The organism is Kitasatospora sp. NPDC051984 (assembly GCF_044593455.1).
GTDB lineage: Bacteria > Actinomycetota > Actinomycetes > Streptomycetales > Streptomycetaceae > Kitasatospora.
In genome coordinates this window covers 125,324-150,519 of record NZ_JBIUCB010000015.1, presented here as the reverse complement: position 1 = coordinate 150,519, position 25,196 = coordinate 125,324, and the positions used below count along the sequence as shown (strand labels likewise).

At 71.6% G+C, this 25,196-nt stretch carries 16 protein-coding genes and 1 pseudogene; 5 read left to right on the top strand and 12 right to left on the bottom strand.

Going from position 1 to position 25,196, the window contains the following annotated elements; translation table 11 throughout:
• Positions 1-94: 94 nt before the first annotated feature.
• The 5 genes and pseudogenes from ACIHEI_RS26555 to ACIHEI_RS26535 form a co-directional block, all read right to left on the bottom strand.
• The gene (locus tag ACIHEI_RS26555; protein ID WP_396608351.1) at positions 95-1,216 is read right to left on the bottom strand and encodes an NADAR domain-containing protein; all 1,122 of its coding nucleotides are present in this window, start codon (positions 1,214-1,216) and stop codon (positions 95-97) included.
• A 196-nt stretch (positions 1,217-1,412) separates the two neighbouring features.
• Positions 1,413-1,817, bottom strand: a complete 405-nt coding sequence (locus ACIHEI_RS26550; RefSeq protein ID WP_396608350.1) for a hypothetical protein — start codon at positions 1,815-1,817, stop codon at positions 1,413-1,415.
• Between the two features lie 522 nt (positions 1,818-2,339).
• A complete protein-coding gene (locus ACIHEI_RS26545) occupies positions 2,340-2,759 on the bottom strand; it encodes a hypothetical protein (RefSeq protein ID WP_396608349.1) in 420 nt (139 codons plus the stop codon).
• A gap of 1,392 nt (positions 2,760-4,151) precedes the next feature.
• Positions 4,152-4,732: pseudogene (locus tag ACIHEI_RS26540) on the bottom strand (flavodoxin family protein).
• 792 nt (positions 4,733-5,524) lie between these two features.
• Positions 5,525-6,127 carry an AAA family ATPase gene (locus tag ACIHEI_RS26535; protein ID WP_387641922.1) on the bottom strand — a complete coding sequence of 201 codons (603 nt, stop codon included), beginning with the start codon at positions 6,125-6,127 and terminating at the stop codon, positions 5,525-5,527.
• Positions 6,128-6,603: 476 nt separating this feature from the next.
• On the opposite strand from ACIHEI_RS26535, the gene ACIHEI_RS26530 reads away from it, so the two are divergent.
• Both ACIHEI_RS26530 and ACIHEI_RS26525 read left to right on the top strand, forming a co-directional pair.
• Entirely contained in the window at positions 6,604-7,428 is an 825-nt protein-coding gene (locus ACIHEI_RS26530) for a hypothetical protein (protein WP_396608348.1), read from the top strand.
• A gap of 1,084 nt (positions 7,429-8,512) precedes the next feature.
• Complete coding sequence (locus tag ACIHEI_RS26525) at positions 8,513-9,151, top strand: dihydrofolate reductase family protein (RefSeq protein WP_396608347.1); 639 nt, start codon at positions 8,513-8,515, stop codon at positions 9,149-9,151.
• A 106-nt stretch (positions 9,152-9,257) separates the two neighbouring features.
• Here the strand turns inward: ACIHEI_RS26525 and ACIHEI_RS26520 are convergent, their stop codons facing one another.
• A complete protein-coding gene (locus ACIHEI_RS26520; protein WP_396608346.1) occupies positions 9,258-16,610 on the bottom strand; it encodes a hypothetical protein in 7,353 nt (2,450 codons plus the stop codon).
• Positions 16,611-16,983: 373 nt separating this feature from the next.
• Between ACIHEI_RS26520 and ACIHEI_RS26515 the strand changes: the two genes are divergently transcribed.
• Both ACIHEI_RS26515 and ACIHEI_RS26510 read left to right on the top strand, forming a co-directional pair.
• Positions 16,984-17,157: a hypothetical protein gene (locus ACIHEI_RS26515; RefSeq protein WP_396608345.1), complete on the top strand. Its 174-nt coding sequence runs from the start codon at positions 16,984-16,986 to the stop codon at positions 17,155-17,157.
• A gap of 774 nt (positions 17,158-17,931) precedes the next feature.
• Entirely contained in the window at positions 17,932-18,204 is a 273-nt protein-coding gene (locus ACIHEI_RS26510) for a hypothetical protein (RefSeq protein WP_392956942.1), read from the top strand.
• Positions 18,205-18,427: 223 nt separating this feature from the next.
• Here the strand turns inward: ACIHEI_RS26510 and ACIHEI_RS26505 are convergent, their stop codons facing one another.
• From ACIHEI_RS26505 to ACIHEI_RS26495, 3 genes are all read right to left on the bottom strand, one after another.
• Positions 18,428-19,579, bottom strand: coding sequence for a serine hydrolase domain-containing protein (locus ACIHEI_RS26505; RefSeq protein ID WP_396608344.1), 1,152 nt, complete (start codon positions 19,577-19,579; stop codon positions 18,428-18,430).
• A 141-nt stretch (positions 19,580-19,720) separates the two neighbouring features.
• Entirely contained in the window at positions 19,721-20,050 is a 330-nt protein-coding gene (locus ACIHEI_RS26500) for a hypothetical protein (RefSeq protein ID WP_392956939.1), read from the bottom strand.
• Between the two features lie 104 nt (positions 20,051-20,154).
• The gene (locus tag ACIHEI_RS26495; protein ID WP_396608343.1) at positions 20,155-20,742 is read right to left on the bottom strand and encodes a TetR/AcrR family transcriptional regulator; all 588 of its coding nucleotides are present in this window, start codon (positions 20,740-20,742) and stop codon (positions 20,155-20,157) included.
• Between the two features lie 124 nt (positions 20,743-20,866).
• Between ACIHEI_RS26495 and ACIHEI_RS26490 the strand changes: the two genes are divergently transcribed.
• Positions 20,867-22,270, top strand: a complete 1,404-nt coding sequence (locus ACIHEI_RS26490; protein ID WP_396608342.1) for an amidase — start codon at positions 20,867-20,869, stop codon at positions 22,268-22,270.
• A 49-nt stretch (positions 22,271-22,319) separates the two neighbouring features.
• Here the strand turns inward: ACIHEI_RS26490 and ACIHEI_RS26485 are convergent, their stop codons facing one another.
• From ACIHEI_RS26485 to ACIHEI_RS26475, 3 genes are all read right to left on the bottom strand, one after another.
• Complete coding sequence (locus ACIHEI_RS26485; protein ID WP_396608341.1) at positions 22,320-22,487, bottom strand: hypothetical protein; 168 nt, start codon at positions 22,485-22,487, stop codon at positions 22,320-22,322.
• Positions 22,487-22,930: a hypothetical protein gene (locus tag ACIHEI_RS26480; RefSeq protein WP_396608340.1), complete on the bottom strand. Its 444-nt coding sequence runs from the start codon at positions 22,928-22,930 to the stop codon at positions 22,487-22,489. Before ACIHEI_RS26480 ends, ACIHEI_RS26485 begins: the two co-directional genes overlap by 1 nt.
• A 145-nt stretch (positions 22,931-23,075) precedes the next feature.
• A complete protein-coding gene (locus tag ACIHEI_RS26475; protein ID WP_396608339.1) occupies positions 23,076-25,040 on the bottom strand; it encodes a putative Ig domain-containing protein in 1,965 nt (654 codons plus the stop codon).
• Positions 25,041-25,196 lie beyond the last annotated feature (156 nt).

Genomic DNA, 25,196 nt, shown 5'->3' with positions numbered 1-25,196 from the left:
GATGGAGCGTAGAGAACTCACATCATCGCAGGTCGCAGGGCATCTCTTCGTTCCGCTCCGCTCCAGCACCGACGGTCAACCGGTGGATTCGGGCTCAGGTGTCGAGGATTCCGGCTTGCCGCATCCGGAGTTCGGAGCGGACGAGTTCGAGGAGGCGCCCTGCCCAGTTGCGGCCGCGGCCGGCGTTGTCGCCCCAGAAGGCGGAGTTCGCGTCGTCGTAGATCAGGGTGGCGTCGTGGGTGGCCAGCAGGATCTCGGCGAGGTCGGGGTGCTGGTCGTACTTGGCGCGGAGCAGGTGTGTCATGACGGCGGTCCGGGCGTCCTCCCAGCCTTCGCGGCGCGGGGCCCGGGTGGCGAGTGCGCGGGCGGCGGCACCGTTCTTCGCGGCCGCGATGGCGTGCCGGGTCTCGGGTTCGGCGGCCGACAGGGCCCAGTAGGCGTGGGCGGCGGAGGGGTAGTCGGTGTCGGCGACGGTGATCGGGGCGGGGTAGTCGTGGCGCAGGGCGGTCTTGCCCGGGTCGGCCACCGGCTTGCTCGGGTAGGAGTGGTAGAGCTGGAGGGCCGGTGCGTGGGGTGTCGCCGGTCCGTCGGCGGGGACGCTGGTGGCCCGTTCCGTCAGCCAGCGGGCCCTCTCCTCGAAGTACGCGAGGGCGTTGTCGTAGTCCTTCTGCGTGACTGCCCGGTCGGACGGCAGGTAGGTCCGGCCGCCGGGTCCTGCCACCAGGACGCGCAGCGGCCAGTCCTTGCGGTCCATGTCGCCCAGCGCGTAGCGGCGCTGCGACTCGGGGACGGCGAGGAAGGCGGCGCGGGCGGCGGCCCGGTTGGTTTCGGTGCGGTCGGCGAGGAAGGTGTCGACGGCGGCCAGGCAGCGGCCGGTGGAGTCGGGCCGGCCGTTCAACTGGTCGATGCTGTCGCGGACTTCGGCGACCAGCAGCTCGGGGGTGATCCAGCTCTCCGGTTCGTTGAACTTCCAGTCCGCCAGATCGTGCGCGGACGCCTCGCCGCCTTCCGGGAAGCTGGTGGCGACCCAGCCGGTGCGGAGCTTCTCCTCGAACTCCTCGAGGGTGACCAGGCCCCAGCAGTCGACGAGTCCGTCGGCGTAGATGAAGAGGTCGGTGAGGAAGTAGTGGCCGCCGTTGCGGATGAAGGCGTGCCGCCAGGTTCCGGGTATGCGGACGCCGTCCGCTGTGCGATGGGTGATCCGGTTGCCGGTCATTCCGGGATTGTGCCGCAGTGCCGGCCGTGCGGGCGCCGTGTTTTTCCGGGCGGGCCGTGGCTCGCGGTCGTCAGGTCCGGTATGTCGCGGCGGTGTTGCTGTGGGGGGGTGACCGGGACGGTCAGGGGCGGGACGGTCACGGGCGGGACGGTCACGGGCGGGACGGTCACGGGCGGGACGGTCACGGGCGGGACGGTCACGGGCGGTGCGGCCGGTACGGGTCTTCCGCGGGTGGGGAGGGCGGGCCCGGGTGGTACGGGTGGGTGTCCGGTCGGCGGCCGGGCCGGGCGGGGTCCTTGCCGGACGCCTCGGTGCCCGCGTACCGGACGCCGTCGCGGGTGGCCCGCAGGCTCACGCCCGGGGTGTCCGGCTCCGGGGTGTCCGGCTCCGGGGTGGGGAGGACGCCGTCGGGTGGGGTGGCGGAGATCCGGCGTTCGTCGGTCACGGAGGTGTGGGCGTCGGCGCCGGCGAAGTTCTGGAACGGCCCCGCGCTGCAGCCGTGCGCCTTCCCATACCGGGCGGGCCGGTCGGTGGGGAGCCGGTACTTCGACGGGCCGGTCCGGGCCCGGAGCGGCCATGTGCGGTGGACGGTGGACCACATCGTGCCGGTCGTCGAAGTGCGCGGCCTGCGGGGTGATGGCGCCGGCGGCGCCCAGCGAGGGCGCTCCGGATGCTGTCCCGGGCCTTCCCCGCGTCCCGTTCCGGGCCGGTCGTGCCGGGCGTGCCGGGCAAACCGGGCGAGCGGGCCGTGGCTGTAGCTGTGGCTGTGGTGGAGCCACGCTCCGGTCACGGCCGTGCCGGCCGGCAGCAGGAGGGCCGCCGGCCGCGGCCGGTGTCCCGCGGGCCGTGGGGCGGTCGCCGGTCTGCGTCCGTGCCGTCCGTAGCCTCGCGGCCGGTCTTCGTTCCGGCGTCGGTCGCGAGGCTACGGACGGGTGTCCCGGCCGGCCCGAGCACAGGTACTCGGGTCCGGCCGGGACGGACCGCGGCGCGGCGCGCGACGGGCAGGCGGGCGGGGTCTGCGACGGGAGGGCGGGGCGGGTCTGTGGGGTGCCGCGGCGGTCACGTCTCATGCCGGTTGCGGGCCGTGTTCGCGGGCGCCGGTGACGCCCGCCCGTCCGGGCGGTTACGCGTCGGCGCGGTCGTCCTCGCCGGGGGTGGCGGCGCCGTCCGCCGGGGTCGTGGTCCGGCCGGTGCCGGGCGGAGCCGGTTCCAGCGCGGGGCTGCGGTGGCGGGCGTTTCCGGGGCCCGGTGTGACGGTGGGTCGCTCGCGCATGCCCAGGCACAGGACGAGGACGGAACTGCGGCGTGTCTCCACGTAGGTGGCCACGAGCGCCGGTTCCGTCTCGCACTCGTGCTCGTCGGCGCCGTGGACCACTTTGAGGACGGTGAACTCGGCATCGGCCGAGCCGCAGTCGACCAGGCTCACGTCGGGCTTGCTCTCGGTCCCCGCGTTGTGCGCGCAGTCGCCCGCCTTGGCGGCGGCCGGGGTGTCACGCGCGAAGTAGGCGGCGCCCAGGAGGGCCGCCACGATCAGCACGAGCATGCCCCCGTATTTCAGGACGCCGGACGTCCAGCGGCGGCCCGTGGGCGCGGCGGCCGGTTCGACCGGCTCCGGCCCGACGCCCTGCCCGGACCCGGCTCCGGACTCGGGCTCGGCTCCGGCCGCCGCCCAGGACTCCGGCGCGGTTCGCGTCCCGGATCCCGGCTCTGCCCCGGACACGGCTCCGGACGCGGACTCAGACGCGGCTCCGGACACGGGCGCGGACCCGGACGCGGGCTCGGACACGGGCTCGGGCTCGGGCTCGGACGCGGGCTCGGGCTCGGACGCGGGCGCGGGCTCGGACACGGGCGCGGACCCGGGCTCGGACTCTGCCCCGGACGCGGGCTCGGGCGCGGGCGCGGGCTCGGGCGCGGGCTCGGGCGCGGGCGCGGGCGCGGGCGCGGGCCGGGTTCTGGTCCTGTCCCCCGGCCCGGCGGGTTCGAGGGGGTCGCTGGTGGCGTCGGACATGGGCGGAGTGGTCACGGGGGTTCTCTCATTCGAACAAAGTGGCAGGGCAGGCTACCGTCGTGCCGCCCGGCAGGTTCCGTCAGGGGCACGTAGCCGCACGGTTTCCCGAACCACCGTCAAGAGGGCCTCGGTGACGGGTTGTTGAGGCCCGCGAATCACACGGGCGGCCGTCGAAGAACCCGGGCGGTCGGCGCCGTGAACGACAGCGCAGGAGGGTTCCCCGCGGGCCGCGGCCGTGCCGGCACGGCGGGCGGTGCGGACCCGGTGCCGGTGGTGCGCGGGCCTGGCGGCACCGGGAGGTCCGGATCCGCGCCACGCGGGGGCGGGACATCGCGCCGGTCGGGGCAGGACGTGCCGCGGCGCGAGGTGCTACGGGGGCGAAGGGTCACCGGTGGGGCGAACATCTCCCCTGCTCGGCCTGCTCGCGGCCGAGGCTGGTGATCGTGCGGCCGGCGCCGGCCGGACGCCGCCGTCCCGCCCCACCGGCCGGCCAGCCGCGGAGCAGGACAGGGAAGGGGAAGGAGAGGGTTGTCGGAGCGGCGGGTTTCGCCTTGACGCCCAGCCACCATCGCGCCTGACCAGGTGGTGTACCCGGAACCCGGCGATCTCGCAAAGTCGCCGGCCGAGAACCCGCCGCAGGGGCCGCCGTTGAAGCAGGCCGCGAGGGCCCGGCCGATCACCGGGCGCACCTCGCTGTCGTCCCGGCGGGGTCCGGGGCGGCGGCCCGCTCGCCGGTGGGGTCGGGGTGGGTGTCGCGGGCCCGGACCGCGTCCGAGCCGCGGATCCCGGACGTCACCGCGCTCCCGGCCGCGCCCGGTGGTGGTGCGCGCGGGGCGCCGCAGGCGGCCGGCGGGGTCAGGGGGCGCGGGGCGCCGGGGGCGGCCGGCGGGGTCAGGGGGCGCGGGGCGCCGGGGGCGGCCGGTGGGGTCAGGGGGTGCGGGGGAAGTGGGCGAGGGGCGGGGTCGGGGTGAAGAAGGTCTTGGCGCGCAGGAGGGCGGGCTCGTCGGTGAGGATCTGGCCGGGGCGTGTGGCGTTGCCGAGCGGGACGCCGCCGAAACGCATGCCCATGTAGGCCGCGGTGTGTGGAGGGTGAGGACCAGCGGATCGGCCAGTTCCTCCTCGGCGTGTGCCATGGCGGTGACGCCCCACAGGGTGCGGCCGGCCGTCTTCGCCCGGAAGCCGGGGTCGGGGGTGCGCAGCCACTTGCTCCAGTGGTCGAGGTAGCGCTTGGTGGGGGCGGAGACGGAGTACCAGTACAGCGGGGAGGCGATCACGATGTCGGTGGCGGCGGTCGTCGCCTCGTGGAGCAGCGTCTCGTCGCTCTCCCCCGCCGGTGGGGTGTCCGTGTCGTGGCGTTCGTCCCGGAAGTCGGGCAGGCGGAGCGCGGCGAGGTCGAGCCAGCGCTGTTCCACGCCGGCCGGGAGCTGGTCCGCGGCCGCCCGGGCGAGCAGTTCGGTGTTGCCGCCCGGGCGGGAGCTGCCGAGCGGGAAGAGGAACGAGCGGTCCATGGCGTGCCTCCGGGGGTGCGGCGGGTCGGTTCCGCCTGTCCGACCCCGGCCGGCCGGTGGGCATTTTGGCGACGCGCGGGCCCCGGCCGGCGGGCGGCTCCGTGATCCGCGTGGCGTTCCGCGTCGTCAACAGTGCGCTGGCCTGGGGCAGTTGGCCGCGCACGACCCGGATGTGGCGTGGGTGTGGCGTGGACGTAGGGGCGGCGGGCGGCGGCGTTCGTGCGCCCGGCCCGCCGTCGGGCGGTGGACGCGCGGCGCAGGCCTTTCGCTGTTCACGCGGCCGAGTGCCGGGACGGAGGGCGGGGTCGTCGCCGGGCCCGGTGAGGGCGCCTCGGACGGCAGGAGCGGGCTGCTCGGCCCGCGCAGCGACGGGGCGGGGCGGGTGTGGTGGTAGCGGCGGTTGCCCGGTCGTCGGTCTTGGCGGGGCGGACGGGACGGCGGGCGGGTGCCGAGCAGTGGGCCCGTCTGGCGCGCGGCCTGCGGGTCGGCAGGGTGGTGAGGTCGGGTCAGGCGGCCCCGGCCGGGCGCGCGTTCGGGTGCGGCACCCGGCCCGGCCGTCGGACTCCCCCTGCGGCCGGGCCGGACGTGCCCGGTGCGCGAGCCGGTCCCGGGCATGGGGGCGCCTGCGCGCCTCCGCGGCGCGGCGCCGGGGACGCGGGGACGCGGGAACGCGGGAACGCGGGAACGCGGGAACGCGGGAACGCGGGAACGCGGGAACGCGGGAACGCGGGAACGCGGGAACGCGGGAACGCGGGGACGCGGGAACGCGGGGACGCGGGGACGCGGGGCCGTTCAGGTCAGGGCGGCCGCCAGGCGGTGCGGGAGGGTGTCGTAGGGGTGGCAGTCGACCACGGGCAGGTGGTGGGCGCGGGCCTGGGTGGCGAGCCAGTGGGAGTAGTCGGCGCTGACCTGGGCGCGGAGGGGCTGGGGGCCGTGGTCCGGTTCGCGGCGGGCGTAGTTGGCGCCGATGCGTGCGGGGTCGCCCTCGTGGAGGAAGACGGTGCGCAGGCGTCGGTGGTGGGCGGTGGCCTCGGTGGCGGCGCGTTGGGCGGCGCGGGGGGTGAGGTAGTCGCCCTCGACGATGGCGGGCACGTCCACGCTCAGCCGGTTGCGTACGACGCCGAGTGCGGCGTCGTCCAGGGCGTGGGCGGTGGCGATCTGCAGTTCCAGGAGGCGGTCGGCGCCCAGTTCTTCCGGGTCCGGGTGGGCCGCGAAGTGGTGCAGTGCGGGGTGGGTGGCCGGTGTGGTGGCGCTCTGGAGGGCGGCGACCACGTCGTCGAACTCGACCGTGAACGCGCCGCGGGCGGCGGCGAGGTGAGCGGCGGCGGTGCTCTTGCCGACGCCGGAGGCGCCGCCGATCAGCAGGATGTCCCAGGGGTGGTGGTCGGTGCGCATCCGGTCACGGTAGGGGACGTGGGGAACCGGGACGACAGCCGGGGGCCGGACAGGAGGCGGCCGGGGCAAGGGGGGCGGGCGGGGCAGGGGGGCGGGGCAGGGGGTGGCCGGGCGGCGGGTTCAGCGGGGGCGGCGGCGTCGACGATCTCGGGCGGGGGCGGGTCCAGCGCCATGGACGGTGTGTGGCGGGCCAGGCGCAGCCGCACGTCGGTCGAGGGGTGCGCGGTCAGGCCGGACAGCCGTGCCCAGGGGATTCCGGCGTTCGCGGCCGCTTCCTCGAGGCCGTCGCTCCCCTCGCATCTCCGCGCTCCCCCGGTCCCCCGCTCCCCCGGTCCGTGCCGCGGTGACGGGCGGCGGCCGTGCCACTGTGGCACAGGACCGCGGAGCGCCGTGGGCGGGGGCGGGGCGGGGACGGGCGCGGCCCTCGGGGCGGCGCGTAGAGTGGCCGCTCGCCCGTGGGAGAAGGGGAGCTCGTCGTGCGTGAGCGTTCCGGCATCCTGTTCGTCACCGACCTCGCGTATCCGGCGCGGGGGCGCCGGTACGGCGACGAGGACGTCTTCCTGACGTCGCGGCTGCGGGAGGAGTTCGACCTGGCGCTGTGTCACCCGCGCGACGCGGTGGCGCTGATGGACGCCTTCGACGCGGTCGTGATCCGCAACAGCGGGCCGGTGCTGCACTACCGGGAACAGTTCGACGAGTTCCGGCGGCAGGCGGGCGCGCGCGGCACCCGCGTCTACAACCCGCTGACGGGCCGCGGCGACATGGCCGGCAAGAACTACCTGCTCGACCTGACGGCGGCCGGGTATCCGGTCATCCCCACCGTCGGCCACCCCCGCGACGCCGGTCTGCTGCCCCGCTCCGACCGGTACGTGGTCAAGCCCGCCACCGGCGCGGACTCGATCGGCCTGTCCGTCGTGGACCGCGCGGACCTGGCCGGCCTGGACGGGAACGGCCTGCTCGTCCAGCCGCTCGTCGACTTCCGCTACGAGGTGTCGTTCTACTTCGTCGACGACGCCTTCCAGTACGCCCTCCACGCCCCCGACCCGTCCCGCCGCTGGGAGCTGACGCCCTACCCGCCCACACCGGCCGACCTGGCCTTCGCCCGCCGGTTCATCGGCTGGAACACCCTCGACCACGGCATCCAGCGGGTCGACGCCTGCCGCACCACCGGCGGGGACCTGCTACTGGTCGAACTGGAAGACCTCAACCCGTACCTGTCGCTGGACGCCGTCCCGCCGCGGCGGCGCGACGCGTTCGTCACCGCGATGGCCGCCTCGATCCGCCGCATGCTGCACGGCTGACGACCCCACCAACCGCAGCAAGCAGAGGGCAGGGGGCAGGGGGAAGGGGGAAGGGGGCCCGCCGCTCCCCACGTTCGCCCCCGAATCCCTCTCAGTGGATATCTCGTGTCCTTCCCGGCGGACAGCCGACCTCCCCCTGAGCGGCATGACCTCCCGTCACCCGCTCAGGTCCGGCCATGCCCTCCGGTATCGACGCGAAGGAGGCTGACCGGCCAAGAACATCGGAGGAACCCTTCTGCCGACGAAGCACGCGGCACCGGGCCGGCAAGGAACTACCCGGACGCGGACGGCGTCACGGTGACTGGCGCAGGACCGACAGCGAGGACAATGGATGAAGCCGTTCACGAGAAGCGCGACAGGGCAATTCACCACCGCGGCGACCGCGTGTGTGGCACTCTTCGCCCTGCTGTGGACGCTCGGGGGCTGGGTGCTGGGTGAACTCGTCGACGGAATGCCTCCCCTCCAGAAGTAGCCCGCCTCCAGGGCACTGGCCGGACTCTCGGGACCCGCGCTCCCGTGCGAGTGGGACGACGCCCTTACCGGCAGTGGCCTGAGCGAGGCGAAGGCTGGTGCCCTCGCCCAGCACGATGCGCGCGTGGCGCGGGAGCCGGTCGACGGCTGCCGTCGCCGGCATCCTGGGCGCGATCGAATCGAATCGAATCGGATCCCGACGGATGACGGTTGCCGGTCACCACCACCGGGCGACGCCCGTAGGCCGCGTCGACCACGCGCGAGAACGCGTCGGCGGCGGCCTGCCCGCAGGGAGGCAAGCAGCGCAAGCCGGGACGCCGAGCCACCACGCGGCACGGCGAAAACCCTGCCCGGCGGGCGGCGGACGGACGGGCGGCGGACGGACGGGCGGACGGGCGGGCGGACGGGCGGACGGGCGGGCGGACGGACGGGCGGCGGGCGGACGGGCGGGCGGACGGACGGGCGGCGGGCGGACGGGCGGCGGACGGACGGGCGGCGGGCGGGCGGGCGCGGAAAAGACCGGGTCCCGGCGTGGCGACGAGTTCCGCGACCCCGTTCCGGTCTACATCTCGACCGGAACGACCACCACCACCCTCTTCCCGGGAGCACAGACATGGGCCTGATCCACATCGAACTGTTCGCGACCCTCGACCTCGTCGGGCAAGCGCCCGGCGGACCCGACGAGGACCCGACCGGATTCCCCTTCGGCGGATGGCAGGTACCGCTACTGGACGAGTACACCGGCACGCAGATCGGCACCGCGTACGAGGACACCGACGCGCTACTGCTCGGCCGGCGCACCTACGACCTCTTCGCCGCCTACTGGCCGCGCCAGAAGGACGGACGGATCGCGGAACTGTTCAACAGCGTCCCGAAGTACGTCGCCTCACGCCACACACCCGACCTCCCCTGGAAAGGCTCCACACTGCTCGGACCGGACCTGGCCAACGCCGTACACGAAATCCGGGAACGCCACGAACACGTGAAAGTCGTGGGAAGCCTCAACCTGGTACAAAGCCTGCTACAGGAACGGCTCTACGACCGCCTCGACCTGTGGCTCCACCCCATCACCCTCGGCACCGGCAAAAAAATCTTCGACCACGGCACCGTACCGACCAACCTCACCCTCCTGAAGCCACCGGAAGCCGGCCCCACCGGCACCGTCTTCCTCCGCTACAAAACCACCACCGGCACACCCACCACCGGCGACATGAACACACCCCACCACCACAACCACCACCACGACAGGTGACCACGACCACGACAGGCAACCACGACCACACGGCGTGGGACCGCCCCCGGAGCCCGAAAGCCCGGGGGCGGTCCCATTCACCGAACGAGCGGCGAATGAGTGGGTACTACCCCACGAACCGGTCCGCACCAGCCCGACGCCGTGCCCGGTACAGCAGCACACCGCCCAGCGTCAGCAGCCCGCCACCGGCCAGACCCGCAGCCGCGAGACCCGCGGGCGAACCCGTGTCCGGCAGATGACCCCCGCCACCGGCGTGCGGCGGCTTCGAAGGACCACCCGGACGCGGCACCTTCACACAGCCCTCGCCCTTCTCCTTCTCCGGGCACTCCGACACCGTCACGCACAACGACACCGGCCGGGACTCCACCAACTGCCCCTGCGGATCCCGCGCCGAAGCCGTCGCGACGTTCGTGACATGACCGACCTTCGCGTCCTCGCCGGTCACCACGTAGGTGCCGCGGCACGTCGTGCTCGCACCCGGCTCCAGCGTGGTCGACTCGCACACCACCGGGGACACCCGGTCGTCACTGACCGCAACATCCGTCAGCACCGTCGACCCGGTGTTCGTCACCGTGTACGTGTACGTGATCGTGTCACCCACCTTCGCGGAACCCAACACGTCGGACTCCTTCACGACCGACAGCGACGACGCACCCGAAACGGTCTCCACCGTCGCCTCACCCGGCGGACTCACCACCGGATGCCCCTCCGGATCCGTACCGCTCGCGGTCGCCTTGTTGGTCACATGTCCCGCCTCGACGTCCTCCTCGGTAATCGTGTACGAGCCATGACACACCGCGCCCTGACCCGGGTTCAGCGTGGTCGCCTCACAGGCCACCGCGGCGACACGGTCGTCCGAGACAGTGACACCGTGCACGGGCACAGCACCCGTGTTGGTGACCGTGTACGTGTAGGTGACAGTGTCACCCGCACGGAACGGGCCGGCGGTGTCGGCCTTCTTCACGATGGACAACCGGGCCTCGCCCACCACCGGAACATCCACCTCACCCGGCGGAGACTCCACCGACAGGCCATCAGGACCAACACCACTCGCATGCGCCACATTCACCACGTGACCAGCCGCCGCATCCGCCGCGGTGATCACGTAACTACCGTGGCAGAGCGTGCTCGCACCAGGGTTCAACGTCGTCGCGTTGCACGCGACCGAGGCGACATGGTCATCCGCGACGGTCAGGTTGCGGATGACGGCCGTACCGGTGTTGGTAACGGTGTACGTGTAGTTCACCGTGTCACCGACATGGAACGGACCCGCGCTATCAGCGGTCTTCTCAATCGACAGCGACGCCACACCCACCACCGGAACAGTCGCCTCGGCCGGCCCACTCCGCACCGGCTCACCATCCGGGCCGGTGCCGTTCGCGTGAGCCGTGTTCGTCACATGACCCGCCGCAACATCCGCAGCGGTGATCACGTAACTGCCGTGACAGAGCGTGCTCTGACCGGGGTTCAGGGTGGTGATGTTGCACGTGACCGCGGCGACGTGGTCATCCGAAACCGTGATGTTGTGGACGACGGCCGTGCCGGTGTTGGTCACGGTGTACGTGTACTGCACCGTGTCACCGACATGGAACGGACCCGCACTGTCCGCGGTCTTCTCGATCGACAACCGGGCCTCGCCCACCACCGGGACGGTCGCCTGGTCGGGCGGGCTCTGCACCGGCTCACCATCCGGGCCAATACCGTTCGCGTGAGCCGTGTTGGTCACGTGACCCGCCGCAACATCCGCAGCGGTGATCACGTAACTGCCGTGACACAACGTGCTCGCACCAGGGTTCAACGTCGTGGTGTTGCACGTGACCGAGGCAACGTGGTCGTCCGAGACGGTCACGTTGTGGATGACGGCCGTACCGGTGTTCGTGACGGTGTACGTGTAGCCGACGGTCTCACCGACATGGAACGGACCCGCACTGTCAGCGGTCTTCTCGATCGACAGCGACGCCACACCCACCACCGGGACGGTCGCCTGGTCGGGCGGACTCTGCACCGGCTCACCATCCGGGTCCGTGCCGTTCGCGTGAGCCGTATTCGTCACATGACCCGCCGCAACATCCGCGGCGGTGACCACGTAACTGCCGTGGCAGAGCGTGCTCTGCCCGGGGTTCAGAGCCGTCGCGTCGCACGTGACCGACGCGACGTGGTCGTCCGCGACCGTGACGTTGTGAACCACGGCCGTACCGGTGTTCGTCACGGTGTACGTGTACTGCACCGTGTCACCCACATGGAACGGACCCGCACTGTCAGCGGTCTTCTCGATCGACAGCGACGCCACACCCACCACCGGGACGGTCGCCTGGTCGGGCGGGCTCTGCACCGGCTCACCATCCGGATCCGTGCCGTTCGCATGAGCCGTATTCGTCACATGACCGGCCTGAACATCCGCGGCGGTGATCACGTAACTACCGTGACACAGCGTGCTCGCACCGGGGTTCAGCGTCGTGGTGTTGCAGGTGACCGCGGCAACATGGTCGTCCGAGACGGTCACGTTGTGGACAACGGCGGTGCCGGTGTTCGTGACGGTGTACGTGTAGCCGACGGTCTCACCCACGTGGAACGGGCCGGCGCTGTCCGCGGTCTTCTCGATCGACAACCGAGCCTCACCCACCACCGGAACAGTGGCCTCATCAGGCGGGCTCTGCACCGGCTCACCCTCCGGGCCAATACCGTTCGCATGAGCCGTGTTGGTCACGTGACCCGCCGCAACATCCGCGGCGGTGATGACGTAACTGCCGTGACACAACGTGCTCGCACCAGGGTTCAACGTCGTGGTGTTGCACGTGACCGAGGCAACGTGGTCGTCCGAGACGGTCACGTTGTGGATGACGGCCGTACCGGTGTTCGTGACGGTGTACGTGTAGCCGACGGTCTCACCCACATGGAACGGGCCGGCCGAGTCCGCCACCTTCTCGATCCTCAACTCCGCGATACCCACCACGGGTACGGTCACCTCACCAGGAGGACTCAGCACCGTCTGACCCTCGGGGTCGGTGCCCTCCGCGTGAGCCGTGTTCGTCACATGACCCGCCGCGACATCCGCCGCCGTCACGACATACGAACCATGGCACAGCGTGCTCGCACCGGGGTTCAACGTCGTCGCGTCACACGTCACCACAGCGACATGGTCGTCCGTAACGGTCAGGTTGTGTACCACAGCCGTACCGATGTTGGTCACCGTGTATGTGTAGCTCACGGTCTCACCCACATGGAACGGACCAGCGCTGTCCGCCACCTTCTCGATGGACAACTGGGCCTCGCCCACCACCGGCACGGTCGCCTCAGTGGGCGGACTCACCACTGGCTCGTTCTCCGGGTCGAGACCGCTCACATGCGCGGTGTTGGTCACATGCCCGGCCGTGACATCCGCCGCCGTAATGACATACGTGCCATGGCACAGCGTGCTCGCACCGGGCTCCAGCGTCATCCGGTCGCACGTCACGGGCGAGATGAGATTGTCGCTCACGTCCAGGTCGTGCACGGGAGCGGTACCCGCATTGGTCACCGTGTACGTGTAGGCGACGGTGTCGCCCACGTGGAACGGGCCCGCGCTGTCCGGCGTCTTCTCGATGGTCAGGACGGCGTCACCGGCGATGTCGATCGTCGCCTCACCCGGAGGACTCTGAACATCCTGACCCTCGGGGTCCGTGCCGTGCGCGTGAGCCGTATTCGTCACATGCCCGGCCATCACATCCGCCGCCGTAATGACGTACGAACCGTGACAGAACGTGCTCTCACCAGGGTTCAGCGTCGTCCTGTCACAGTCCACCTCCGCGATGTGATCGTCCGACACAGCCAGGTTGTTCACCGCCGCCGTACCGACGTTGGTCACCGTGTACGTGTAGTCGACCGTGTCACCCACATGGAACGGACCAGCAGAGTCCGCAGCCTTCTGAATGACCAGCGCCGCAATACCCAACACCGGCACAGTCACCTCATCAGGAGGACTCACCACCGTCTGACCCTCAGGGTCCGTACCCTCGGCATGAGCCGTATTCGTCACATGCCCGACCGCAACATCCGCCGCCGTCACCACATACGTGCCGTGGCAGAGCGTGCTCTGACCGGGGTTCAGCGTCGTCGCGTTACACGTCACCACAGCGACATGGTCGTCCGCGACCGACAGGCTGTGCACCGCGGCGGTTCCGGTGTTGGTAACGGTGTAGGTGTAGGCCACGGTGTCACCGACGTGGAACGGGCCGGTGGCGTCCGCGGTCTTCTCGATGGTCAGCTCGGCGATACCCGCCACCGGAACGGTGGCCTCGCCGGGCGGACTCTGCACCGGCAGGCCCTCGGGGTCGGTGCCGTTCGCGTGCGCCGTATTGGTCACGTGACCAGCCGCAACATCAGCCGCGGTGATCACGTAACTGCCGTGGCAGAGCGCGCTCTCACCCGGGTTCAAGGTTGTCGAATCACACGTCACCGAGACAACGTGGTCGTCCGCGACGGTCAGGTTGTGCACCGCCGCCGTACCCGTGTTGGTCACCGTGTACGTGTAGGCAACGGTGTCACCCACGTGAAACGGGCCGGCGCTGTCCGCCACCTTCTCAATGGTCAGCTCCGCCTCGCCCACCACGGGGACGGTCGCCTCGGCAGGCGGGCTCTGCACATCCTGGCCCTGCGGGTCCGTGCCGTTCGCATGAGCAGTGTTCGTCACATGACCTGCCGCAACATCAGCCGCGGTGATCACGTAACTGCCGTGGCAGAGCGTGCTCTGACCCGGGTTCAGCGTCGTCGCGTCACACGTCACCACAGCAACGTGGTCGTCCGCCACGGTCAGGTTGTGCACCACAGCCGTACCGGTGTTGGTCACCGTGTACGTGTAGCTGACGGTCTCACCCACATGGAACGGACCAGCAGAATCGGCCAGCTTCTCGATGGTCAGCTCGGCGATACCCGCCACCGGAACAGTGGCCTCACCGGGAGGACTCTGCACCGGCAGGCCCTCGGGGTCGGTGCCGTTCGCGTGAGCCGTGTTGGTCACGTGACCGGCCGCAACATCCGCGGCAGTGATGACGTACGAACCGTGGCAGAACGTGCTGTCACCGGGGTTCAGCGTCGTCGTGTCGCACGTCACCGAGGCGATGTGGTCGTCCGCGACAGTGAGGTTGTGCACCGTAGCGGTACCGGGGTTGGTCACGGTGTAGGTGTAAGTGACGGTGTCGCCCACGTGGAACGGGCCCGCGCTGTCCGCGGCCTTCTGGATCGTCAGTTCCGCCTCGCCCACCACCGGGACGGTGGCCTCACCGGGCGGGCTCTGCACCGGCAGGCCCTCGGGGTCGGTGCCGTTCGCGTGCGCGGTGTTCGTTACGTGGCCGGCCGTCACGTCCGCGGCAGTGATGACGTACGAACCGTGGCAGAGCGTGCTCTGACCCGGGTCCAGCGTCGTCGTGTCACACGTCACCGCCGCGACATGGTCGTCGGTCACGGTGAGCTCATGAACGGTGGCCGTACCGGTGTTGGTCACCGTGTACGTGTAGTTGACGGTCTCGCCCACGTGGAACGGGCCGGCACTGTCGGCGGTCTTCTCGATGGACAGCTCGGCGATGCCCAGAACGGGGACGGTTGCCTCACTGGGCGGGCTCTGCACCGGAAGGCCCTCGGGGTCGGTGCCGTCGGCGTGGGCCGTGTTGGTCACGTGACCGGCCTGCACGTCGGCATCGGTGATGACGTACGAACCGTGGCAGAGCGTGCTCTCACCAGGGTTGAGCGTTGTCGTCACACAGCCCACCGGCGTGATGTGGTCGTCCACGACGTTGAGGTTGTGCACGGCCGCCGTACCGATGTTGGTCACCGTGTACGTGTAGTTGACGGTGTCACCCAGGTGGAACGGGCCCGCGCTGTCGGCGGTCTTCTGGATGGTCAACTCGGCCTCGCCCACCACCGGGACGGTGGCTTCACCGGGCGGGCTCTGCACCGGCAGGCCCTCGGGGTCGGTGCCGTCGGCGTGGGCCGTGTTGGTCACGTGACCGGCCGCAACGTCCGCGGCAGTGATGACGTACGAGCCGTGGCAGAGCGTGCTCTGCTCCGGGAGCAGCGTCGTCAGGTCACAGGTCACGGCCGGGACGTGGTCGTCCACGACCTTGACGTTGTGCACCACGGCGGTACCGGTGTTGGTCACCGTGTAGGTGTAGTTGACGGTGTCACCGAGGTGGAACGGGCCGGTGCTGTCGGCGGTCTTCTCGATGGTCAGCTCGGCGATGCCCACGACGGGCAGTGTCACTTCTTCCGGTGGGCTGAAGATTTCTTCGCCCAGCGGGTTGGTGCCCACGGCCTGGGCTCTGTTGGTGAGGTGGCCGAGTGCCAGGTCTGCTTCGGTGACGAGGTACGTGCCGTGGCAGAGGGTGCTCTCGGTGGGGTTGAGGGTGGTGGTGTCGCAGACGATGTCCGTCGAGTGGTCGTCGGTGACGAAGACGTTGTCGAGGACGGTCTGGCCGGTGTTCGTCACGGTGTACGTGTAGTTGACGGTGTCACCGACGTGGACCGGGCCGGGGGTGTCCGCTTCCTTGGCCAGGGAGACCGAGGAGGGGCTGATGACCGGGACTGTCGCGTCTGTCTCCGGGGAGTCGACCGGCTCGCCGTTGGCTGTGCCGTGCGCCGTCACGTGGTTGGTGACTTCTCCCAGGTCCGCGTCCTCCGGCGTGACCACGTAGGTTCCATGACACTTGGTCACGTCCCCGGGGCTGCCGCGTGGGGCGAGGGTGGTGAAGTCACAGGTGATGTTGGTGACCCGGTCGTCCTGCAGGAAGAGGTCGGTGATCTCGATGCCGCCGGTGTTGTTCACGACGTACGTGTAGGGGATGGTGTCGCCCACGTTGAACGGCCCGGGGGCATCCACCTGCTTGATGACCTCGAGGCCCGGCGGTTCCACCACCGGGATGTCCTCGGAGGAGGGTGGCGAGGTCACCGGGCCGCCGGGTGTGGTTCCGCTGGCCTGCGCGGTGTTGGGGATGTGGCCGGCGGCCCCGTCTTCGGGTGTGACCACGTAGACCGCTGTGCAGGTGACTGTCTGGCCGGCCGCCAGCGTGCTCACCGGGCAGGTGATTCCGCCGATCTTCGGGTCGGTGACCACCAGGTTGTCGATGTCCACGTTCCCGGAGTTGGTGACGACGAAGTCGTACGGGACCGGGGTGCCGACGGTCAGGTCGGCGGGCAGCGGCCGGTGGGCCTGCTTGACCAGGTTGAGTTCCGGCAGCGGCTCGTCGGTGGCGATCACCACGTTGCGGATCAAGTGCACGTCAGTGAAAAGGCCCGTGGAGCCGGCGAAGCCGAACTTGTAGGTGGAGGGGACGGGTTGCGGTGCGGGGGTGCTCAGCACCTGGTGCTCGCCCGTGCCGTCGTTGAAGTCGACTCCGATGGTCAGGAGCGGATTCGGCGACGGGGTCAGGTGGACGTGCACCCGGCGGCGGGACGGCTCGAGCAGCGTCTGTGCCTGCGGCGGCGTCACATCCGGCGGGAGGAACGTCAGCGGGCCCTGCAGGGTGCCCGGCAGGGTGGACGGCCACGGGCCGCTGGTGGTGAAGTTGCTGGTCGTCGCGGTCAGGAAGCAGTAGCCCTCGACGCCGTCGCCGGGCCCGCGGACGGTGACCATGTTGGCGCCCGGCGCCGGGATGTAGAAGCCGGTGCCGGAGGGGGAGCGCTCGCCGGGCGGGCAACCGTTGCCGCGGTGCTCCCAGTCGCCGAAGTAGTTGCCGAGCACGTCGAGTCCGACGCCCAGGTAGCCGCTGTCGACGCCCGGCAGGAACGGTTCGGCCGGATTGTCGCCGGGCAGCTTCTGCGCGTAGCCGAGGCTGCCACCGAACGCTCCCGGGTGGGTGAGCGTGACGTCACCGTTGACCAGGAAGAACGAGATGCCGTCGGCCGGGGTGGCGGGCGTGGTGCTGCCGTACTGCCACTGGTCGAAGTGCACGTCCAGACCGGCGTTGGCCGGCAGCGCCTGGTCGAACAGCACCGCGCCGCTCTCGTCGTTGGCGGAGTCGGTGATCCGCAGGTAGCCGAACGGTGCGCTGTCCAGCGGCGGCACCGGCCCGATCTCCGGGGTCGGACAGCCCGTCAGCTGGTGGCCGCCCCCCGGAAGGGGGTTCGTGACGGGTCCGCCGGTGAGGCAGGCCGCGCCGACTGCGACGAACCTCGAGTCCGCGGTGGCGCCGGTGAAGTCCTCGTTCAGCAGCGTGGAGCCGACGGCCCGGAGACGCTCCGGTGGCGCGGCGTGGTGGCGGGTTGGCGCTGCTGCCTGGGCCCATGAGCCGGCCAGGCCTGCGCTGATCAGGCCCAGAGTGGCTGCGGCACTGATGAAGCGGGCCGTTCGGGATCTGAGCCGACCCGGTCCGCGGAAGAGTCTCGTCATGCCCTTGACTATGTGCAGCCACTACTCGCAGTTATCAGTTTGTACTATCAGTGGACCTATCGAATCGCTCGGATGCTCGAGCAGCGGATGCCGCCGGAAACGGCAGCACCCTGACTTGGTGTCAGGCTCCCCGAGAAGCTCGGACTGATCCGACGTCAGATGTGATGGGGCAGACCGCCGGTGATTGTTCAGCAGAAAGGAAACTGCTGGGGGTACGGGCGTCATCCGCCTGCGCGGGCGAGCACCCAGGGGTGAACCTTCATTCGGTCCCTCCCCTTGCGGGCGCAGGACCGAGTGCTCGCCGCAGCGACCACATGGACGCACGGCCGCATTGCGGGCCCCCGCGTCCCATGTCGTTCTGGAATCGGCGGGGCCACCACCGCGCCCCGCCGGCCGTCGAACTTCTCGGAGGAGAACTTTCATGCGTGCTCTCAAGCGTGTCCTGGCCATCGGCGCTCTCACCGCCCCCCTCGTGATCGGCTGCGCCGGGCTCGCCTCCGCCCACGAGGGTCCTCACGAGGGTCCGGGCGCCCACTGGAGCAAGTCCCAGTTCATCGCCAACGAGGAGGGGGCCGGCTTCGCGGAGGCGTTCTCCTTCGTCGGCCCGGACGGGGTCGAGCACGGCAAGCGGTGGATCTGGGCGGACGACAACGGTGTCTCCGGCTCCTTCATCGAGTCCGGCGCCCACTTCTAAAAGCCGGGCCAGGTGTCCGGCGGGCGGCACGCCCCGCCCGCCGGACAACCGCCCGCCCCACACTCATCGACCCGCGCGTCCCGGCCTCCGTGGCCGAGCGACCGCGGGTCGATGCGTGTTCCGGGGCAGCAGCCGGGACGGCTCAGCAACACAGCGCCCCCCGGCCACGGAGGCCGGGACGGCTCAGCAACGCAGCGCCCCCGGCCACGGAGGCCGGGACGGCTCAGCGGCAGAGCGCCGCGTCGACGGCGTCGGCCACGCGCTGCCGGACCTCCGGCGACGGGGCCTCGGTCACCGTGACGTTCGCCGCGCGGCCGTCCTCGGTGACGCCGCCGCGGGTGACGTAGCCGGGGAGGCTGCCGCCGTGGCCCCAGGACAGGCCGCCGCAGGGCAGCGGGCGGCTGGCGAGGCCCAGGCCGTATCGTGCGCCGGGGCCCATGTACTCGGCCGGGACGGTGGTCCGCATCTGCGCGAGCTGGGCCGGTGGCAGCAGTTGACCGCCGATCAGGGCGGAGAAGAAGCGGTTCAGGTCGGTGTTGGTGGAGATCATCGCGCCGGCCGCCCAGGCCCAGGACGGGTCCATCTCGGTGATGTCGAGGGGCGGGGTGCCGGGTTCCTCGACCACGTAGCCGTGGGGGTGGCGCTCACGGATGGTCAGGTCGCCCGGGGCGGGGAAGTACGTGTGGCGCAGGCCGACGCGGTCGATCACCCGCTTGGTGATCTCCTCCCCCACGGGGCGCCCGGTGACCTTCTGGACGATCAGTCCGGCCACCAGGTATCCGGTGTTGCTGTACTTCCAGCCGGCGCCGGGGGCGAAGTCCGGCCGGTGCGCGAGGGCGATGTCGAGCAGTTCGCGCGGCTCCAGGTACTGGTCGGCCCGGGAGAACTCCAGGAATTCGGTGTAGTTCGCCAACCCGCTGGTGTGCTGGAGGACTTGGCGGACCGTTATGCGCCGCCCGTCGATGCCGTCGCCGTGGATCAGGCCGGGCAGGTAGGTGTCGAGGGAGGCGTCCAGGTCCACCTTGCCCTCCGCCACCAACTGGAGGACGACGACCGCGACGAAGGTCTTGGTGTTGCTGCCGACCCGGACCTGCCCGTCGGCGGGGACCTTCGCGCCGGTCGCCAGGTCGCCGACGCCCGCGGTGTAGTCGCGGGTGCGGCCGTCCCGGCCCCGGACGGCCGCCAGCGCGCCGGGCACGTGGTCGCCGGTGACCAGCGCGTCGAGCCGCTGCTGGACGATGTCGGCCGCCTTGGCCTCGGCGGGCGCCTTGGCCTCGGCGGGCGCGGCGTGGGCGGACGGGGCGAGTCCGCCGAGCAGGAGGGCCGCGGCGGCAACGGCGAAGGCGTAACGGCGGTGCGGGGGTGGCGAGTTCACGAGGTGTCTCCTTGAGCGGGGCGGAGTGCCGGTCCGCTCCAGAAGACCACGCGGCTCTGCGGGTTTCCGTCGCCTCCAAGAAGGGGCGGCCGTCGCCTCCGAGGAGGAGTGCCGTTCGCCGCCTGTCGTCCTGACGGTGTATCAGGAACCCTGATCCGGCTCCGTGGCGGAGAGGCTCAGCATGAAGGGTGAGCCGTTCGCGGTGGGGTTCCAGCCCTGGGCGCGGGCGGTGCGGATGCCGTGGGCGACTTCGCGTGGCAGGACCAGGTCGGTCGGGGTGAGGTCGGGCTCGAGGCGGGCCCGGCGGCCGGTTTCGACGACGAGGGTGGTTCCGGGGCGGTTCGCGTCCTCGGCGACGTAGCCGAGGGTGCCGCCTTCGTAGTCGCAGCAGAGGTGTCGTCGGCTGGCGTGCCAGCGGTATTCGGCGCCGTCGACGACGATGCGGCGGGTGCCTTTCCTGGCGAGTGCCATGGTGGCGCCTTTCGACTTCGGGGGGCGGTGGGTCCGCGGACAGTGTCGTGGGGGCGGCGCGCGGGTGTCACCGGGTTTTCCGGTGCGGCGGAGAGGAGCCCGCGTCAATCGGCGGGGCGGTCCCAGAGGCGGGCGAGATGGGCGTGCAGGAGGTGTTCGGCTTCTTCGGGGGTGCGGTGGCCGATCAGGACGTGGGCGGTGAGGCCGTCAGTGAGGGCGAGCAGGGTGCGGGCCTCGTGGGCGGGATCGGGGTGGTCTCCGGTGGCGGCGATGAGCCCGGTGAGCAGGGTCTCCAGGTCGGTGTAGCTGGTGCGCAGCGCGGCAGCGAGGGTGGGGTGGACGGCGGCTGCGGCGAGGAAGGCGATCCAGGTGCGGGCCTGGGCGCGGTGCCGGGTCTGGAGCAGGGCGATTTCGCGGGCGAGGTGGCCGACGGTGCTGGCCGGGGACTGGGCGGGGGCGGCGAGCAGGCTGGCGTGGGCGCGGGCGGTGACCTGGTGGCCGATGTGGGCGAGAGCGAAGTGCAGCATCTCGTCCTTGGTGCGGAAGCAGCGCTGGACGGCGCCCATGGAGACCTGGGCGCGGGCGGCGACGTCGCGGAGGGTGGCGGCTTCGATGCCCTGTTCGTCGATCAGGGCGCAGACGGCGTCGGCGATCTGACGGCGGCGTTCCTCGTGGTCGATCTGCTTGGGCATCTGTTGGGGCCTCCCGTCGCCTTTATTCGATGCGAGTGTATCGGTTCGCGGGCTAGAGTGCGGCTCGGTTCCGATGCAATCGCATCGGAATGAAACGTCCGAGAAACCCAGGAGGACCGGATCCATGTGGAAACTCTCCGCCGCCGAGCTCGCCGCTGCCGTCCGCGGCGGCGAGGCGTCCGCGCTCGACGTGGTGGACGCCCATCTCGACCGGATCGCCGCGGTGAACCCGCGGGTCAATGCCATCACCCAGCTGCTCGCCGACCGGGCCCGCGCCGAGGCCCGCCTGCTCGACCGGCGCCGGGCCGCCGTCGAGGACCTCGGTCCATTGGCCGGGGTGCCGTTCACGGTCAAGGAGTGCATCCGGATCGAGGGGGTGGCGACCACGTTCGGCACACCCCGCTTCGCCCACATGATCGCCCCGGAGGACGCGATCCCGGTGGCCCGGCTGCGGGCGGCCGGAGCGATCCCGCTCGGCCACAGCAACATGCCGACGCTGATCCTGTCCGGCATGCACCCGCGCAGCGAGCTGTACGGCGAGACCCTCAACCCGTGGGACCCGGGGCGCACGCCCGGCGGCACCAGCGGCGGGGACGGGGTGGCGGTGGCCACCGGGATGGCCGCGCTGGGGCTCGGCAACGACTCCGGCGGCTCGGTCCGCATCCCCGCCGTGTTCTGCGGCGTCGCGGCGCTCAAGCCGTCCGCCGGGCGGTTCGCCGCCGACCAGCGCATGCTGGGCCCGGACGACCCGGGGCCGGCCTCCCAACTGCTGGTCCATGACGGCCCGTTGGCCCGGACGGTGGCCGACCTGCGGATCGCGTACGAGGCGCTGTCCGGGCCCGACCCGCGCGATCCGCGTGCCGTTCCGGCGCCGCTGTACGGCCGTCCGTTCTACGCTCCGCCGAAGGTCGCCGTGGTCACCGACCCGGGCGGGCTCGGTGTCCACCCGACCGTCCGCCGGGCCGTCGAGCGGGCCGCCGGGGCGCTGACGGACGCGGGGTACGACGTGCGCGAGGTGCCCGACGCGCCCCGGATGGCCGAGGCGTTCGAGGCCTACCAGCAGCTCACCAACACCGAGTTCGCGCCCGCCTGGCCCGCCGTCCGGCAGGTGCTCGGCGAGGGCGGCGACCGCTACATCGGCTTCGCGATGCGCAAGGTGCCGCCGGTCGACGCCGCCCGGCTGATCGCGCTGATGGGCACCTGGACGAACATCCGCCGGTCCTGGGCGGAGTTCATGGCGGAGTACCCGCTGCTGCTCGGCCCGGTCTTCACCGAGCCGCCGGTCGAGCCCGGCCTGGAATCGCGCGACCAGGCGGGCCGGGACCGGGTCGCGGCCGCCATGGCGCTGAGTTCGGTGACCAGTTTCGTCGGCGTCCCCGCCGTCGCGGTGCCCACCGGCGTGGGCGACGGCCTGCCGACGGGCGTCCAGCTCGTCGGCAGGCCGTTCCGCGAGGACCTGTGCCTCGCCGCCGCCCAGCAGATCGAGGACCGGCTCGGCATCCTCGCCCCCGTCGACCCGGTGTTCTGAGGCAGTCTCCGGGCCCGGCGGGCCGCAACCCGCCCGGGCCGTGGGGGCGTCAGGCGCGGCGTCGCACCGCGCCGACGGCGGCGACCGGCACCGGCAGCGCCGCGCGGAACGTCTCCACCATCCGCTCGCCGGTCACCTGGACGGAGGCGCACCAGCGGGAGATCGCCGCCGCCCGGGCGGCGTACGACGCGCGCAGGGGCGGGGCCTGAGGAACCATCAGCGGGTGATGTCCACCTCGACGGTGAAGTCCTGCCCGCCGGGCGGGCAGGGCTTGGCCTCGCCGCAGCTGCTGCGGTGGGCGGTCAGCCGGACCGACCCGGCGGTACGGGCGGTGAAGGCGGTGGTGACGGTGCCGCAGCCGCTGCCGGGGCGGCAGGAGGGCGCGGCGGCGGTGGAGGGTTCGCCGGTGGGGGCGAGCAGGCCGGGGTCGGTGCTGGTGGCGGGCGACCAGTAGGTGCTGTGGAGCTCGGTGCGGACGACGGTGCCGGGCGCGACGGTGATGTGGGTGCGGTCGGCGGATTCGTCGAGCACGACGGGGCCGCTGGGGCCGGTGGAACCGATCGTCGGGCCTGCGGCGGTGGTGGTGGCGGACCCGCAGCCGCTCAGTGCGGCGAGGGCGAGCAGGGCGGCTGCGGCGGTCTTGATCAGCTTCGGGGTCATGGCTTCGTCTCTCTGAACGGGTGGGGCCGGCGGGCGTGCAGTGATGGGACGCGGCGGCGGCCCTACTGGATCCCCTGCACAACGGCGCCGGGGCGGGCCCGTGGTGGGCCCGCCCCGGCGCCCCCTGGGGGAGGCTGTTACCGCGTCAGGAGACGTTGAGCGCGGTGTCGTCGATCACGAAGCTGGTCTGCTGCGAGGCGTCCTCGGTGCCGGTGAACTTCAGGGTGACGCTCTGACCCGCGTAGGAGGACAGGTCGAAGGACTTCTGCACGTACCCGGTGGCGGCGTTCACGTTGGAGTAGGTCGCCAGGGTGGTGGAGTTGGCCTGGACGGTCAGCTTGTCGTAGGCGGTGGTGCCGGTCTCGGCGGTGTCGATGTGCAGCCAGAAGCTGAAGGTGGCCTTGCAGCCGGCCGGGATGGTCACCGTCTGGGCGAGGGTGTCGGTGTGGGCGGAGCCGTAGCCGTCCAGCCAGGCCTTCCAGGAGCCGCTGTGGGCGGGCTGGGAGGTGGAGTGGTCGACCACGCCGGCGCTGGAGGTCCACGGCGCGGCGGTGCCGGTCTCGAAGCCGGCGTTGCCGAGCAGCTGGCCGGCGGTGCAGGTGCCGCCGCCGGTGCCGGCCTCGCTCCAGCTGAAGCTGGTGGAGCCGGCCGCGCCGGTGGTGTCGGTGGCGCTGACGGTCACCGAGGAGGTGCCCGCAGCGGTCGGGGTGCCGGAGATCAGGCCGGTCGAGGAGTTGATCGACAGGCCGGCCGGCAGGCCGGTGGCCGCGTAGGTCAGGGTCTGGCCGGACGCCGAGTCGGTGGCGTGGATCTGCAGGCTGGCGGCGGTGCCGACGGTGCCGCTCTGGGTGCCGGGGTTGGTCACCGTGACGGTGTTGGTGGTGCCGCCGCCGTGGGTGAGGATGGCGTGCGTGATGGCGCAGGAGTTGGTGTCGTTCGACCAGCTGGCCTGCTCGGCGAAGGTGCCGTACGAGCCGAAGCTGACGTTGGCGGCGCCGCCGGCGGTGCCGGGCTGGAGCCAGGCGCACTCGTCGGAGTTCTCCTGGCCGTTGTACGAGGAGCCGGAGACGTGGTTGGTCCAGCCGCCGGCCGGGTTCTGGTCGGACATCATCTCGTGCCACTCGTGGCCGAGGGTCATCGTCCAACCGTCCAGGGTTCCGGGCGAGTTGACGAAGCCGACGCCGCAGGAGGAGCCCATGTCGATGTTGTACGGCTGGTTGGAGAACGCGATGTCGCCGTAGTTGGAGGTGACGGCGCCGCCGGTGAGGGTGGTGTCGCCGTTGTAGTCGTGCCAGGCGCAGTAACCCTGGGTCGGGCTCTGGTAGTTGTCCGGGTTGGTGCCCTTCGGCGACAGCACCACGTAGTACGCGTCGCGGTTGGCCGCGGCGGTGGTGTTGCCGAAGTGGGCGGCCGCGTTGACGGCTTCCACGCCGAGCTGGTGGCCGGTGGAGGAGGCCGGGGAGGCACCCGCGTTGTCGTACCAGACGCCGGAGAGCACGCCGCCGGTCTGGTAGGGGATGAATGCGGCGTTCGACGGGCAGGAGACCGCGCCGGAGGCGACGTTCGGGCCGTCGCACCACTGGGTGAGGTCGGCGGACCAGGTCTCGCCGTTGGTGCCGATGCCCTTGAACATGTTCTGCGCGGCCTGCGCGGCGCCCGCCGCGTCGTTGGAGAACGTCAGGTTGCCGTTGGCGTCGGTTCCCTGGGAACCCCACTGGTTGCCGTAGAACACCAGGTAGACCTTGGAGTGGCCGCTCTGCACGCCGATGCCGTCGACGCCGCCGCCGTAGGACAGGGTCTGCTGGCCGGTGGCCGCGGCCTGCAGCTGGTGGGCTATCTGGTCCTGCTTCTGCTTGGCGTGCTGCTTGACGCCCGGGACGGTGCTGTTGGTCTGCGCCGGGGCGAACGGGTTGAACTCGTTGGAGACGCCTCCGGTTCCGGCGGAGCCGTGGTGCGCCTGGCCGGAGACCGAGGGCACGGCGGCCGGCTCGGGGGTGGCGGCGTTCGCCGGGGCCGCGGTGGCGGCGAGGCCGGCGGCGGCGAGCGCGAGCGAGGCGGCGGCGGTCAGCGCCGCCATCCTCGAACGCATGGCGGTGGGGGTCATACCCATGGGTGGGGAGCCTCTCTCCTCCGGCCGCCCGTACCTCGGTGGGGCGCAGTGCGGCCGATAAACCTGGGGGCGGGAGCGGACGGTGGGGCACGACCGGGAACGATCGCCGCCCACGGAAATACGCGGCATTCCGTATTTCCGGTGGCGGCAGGCGAG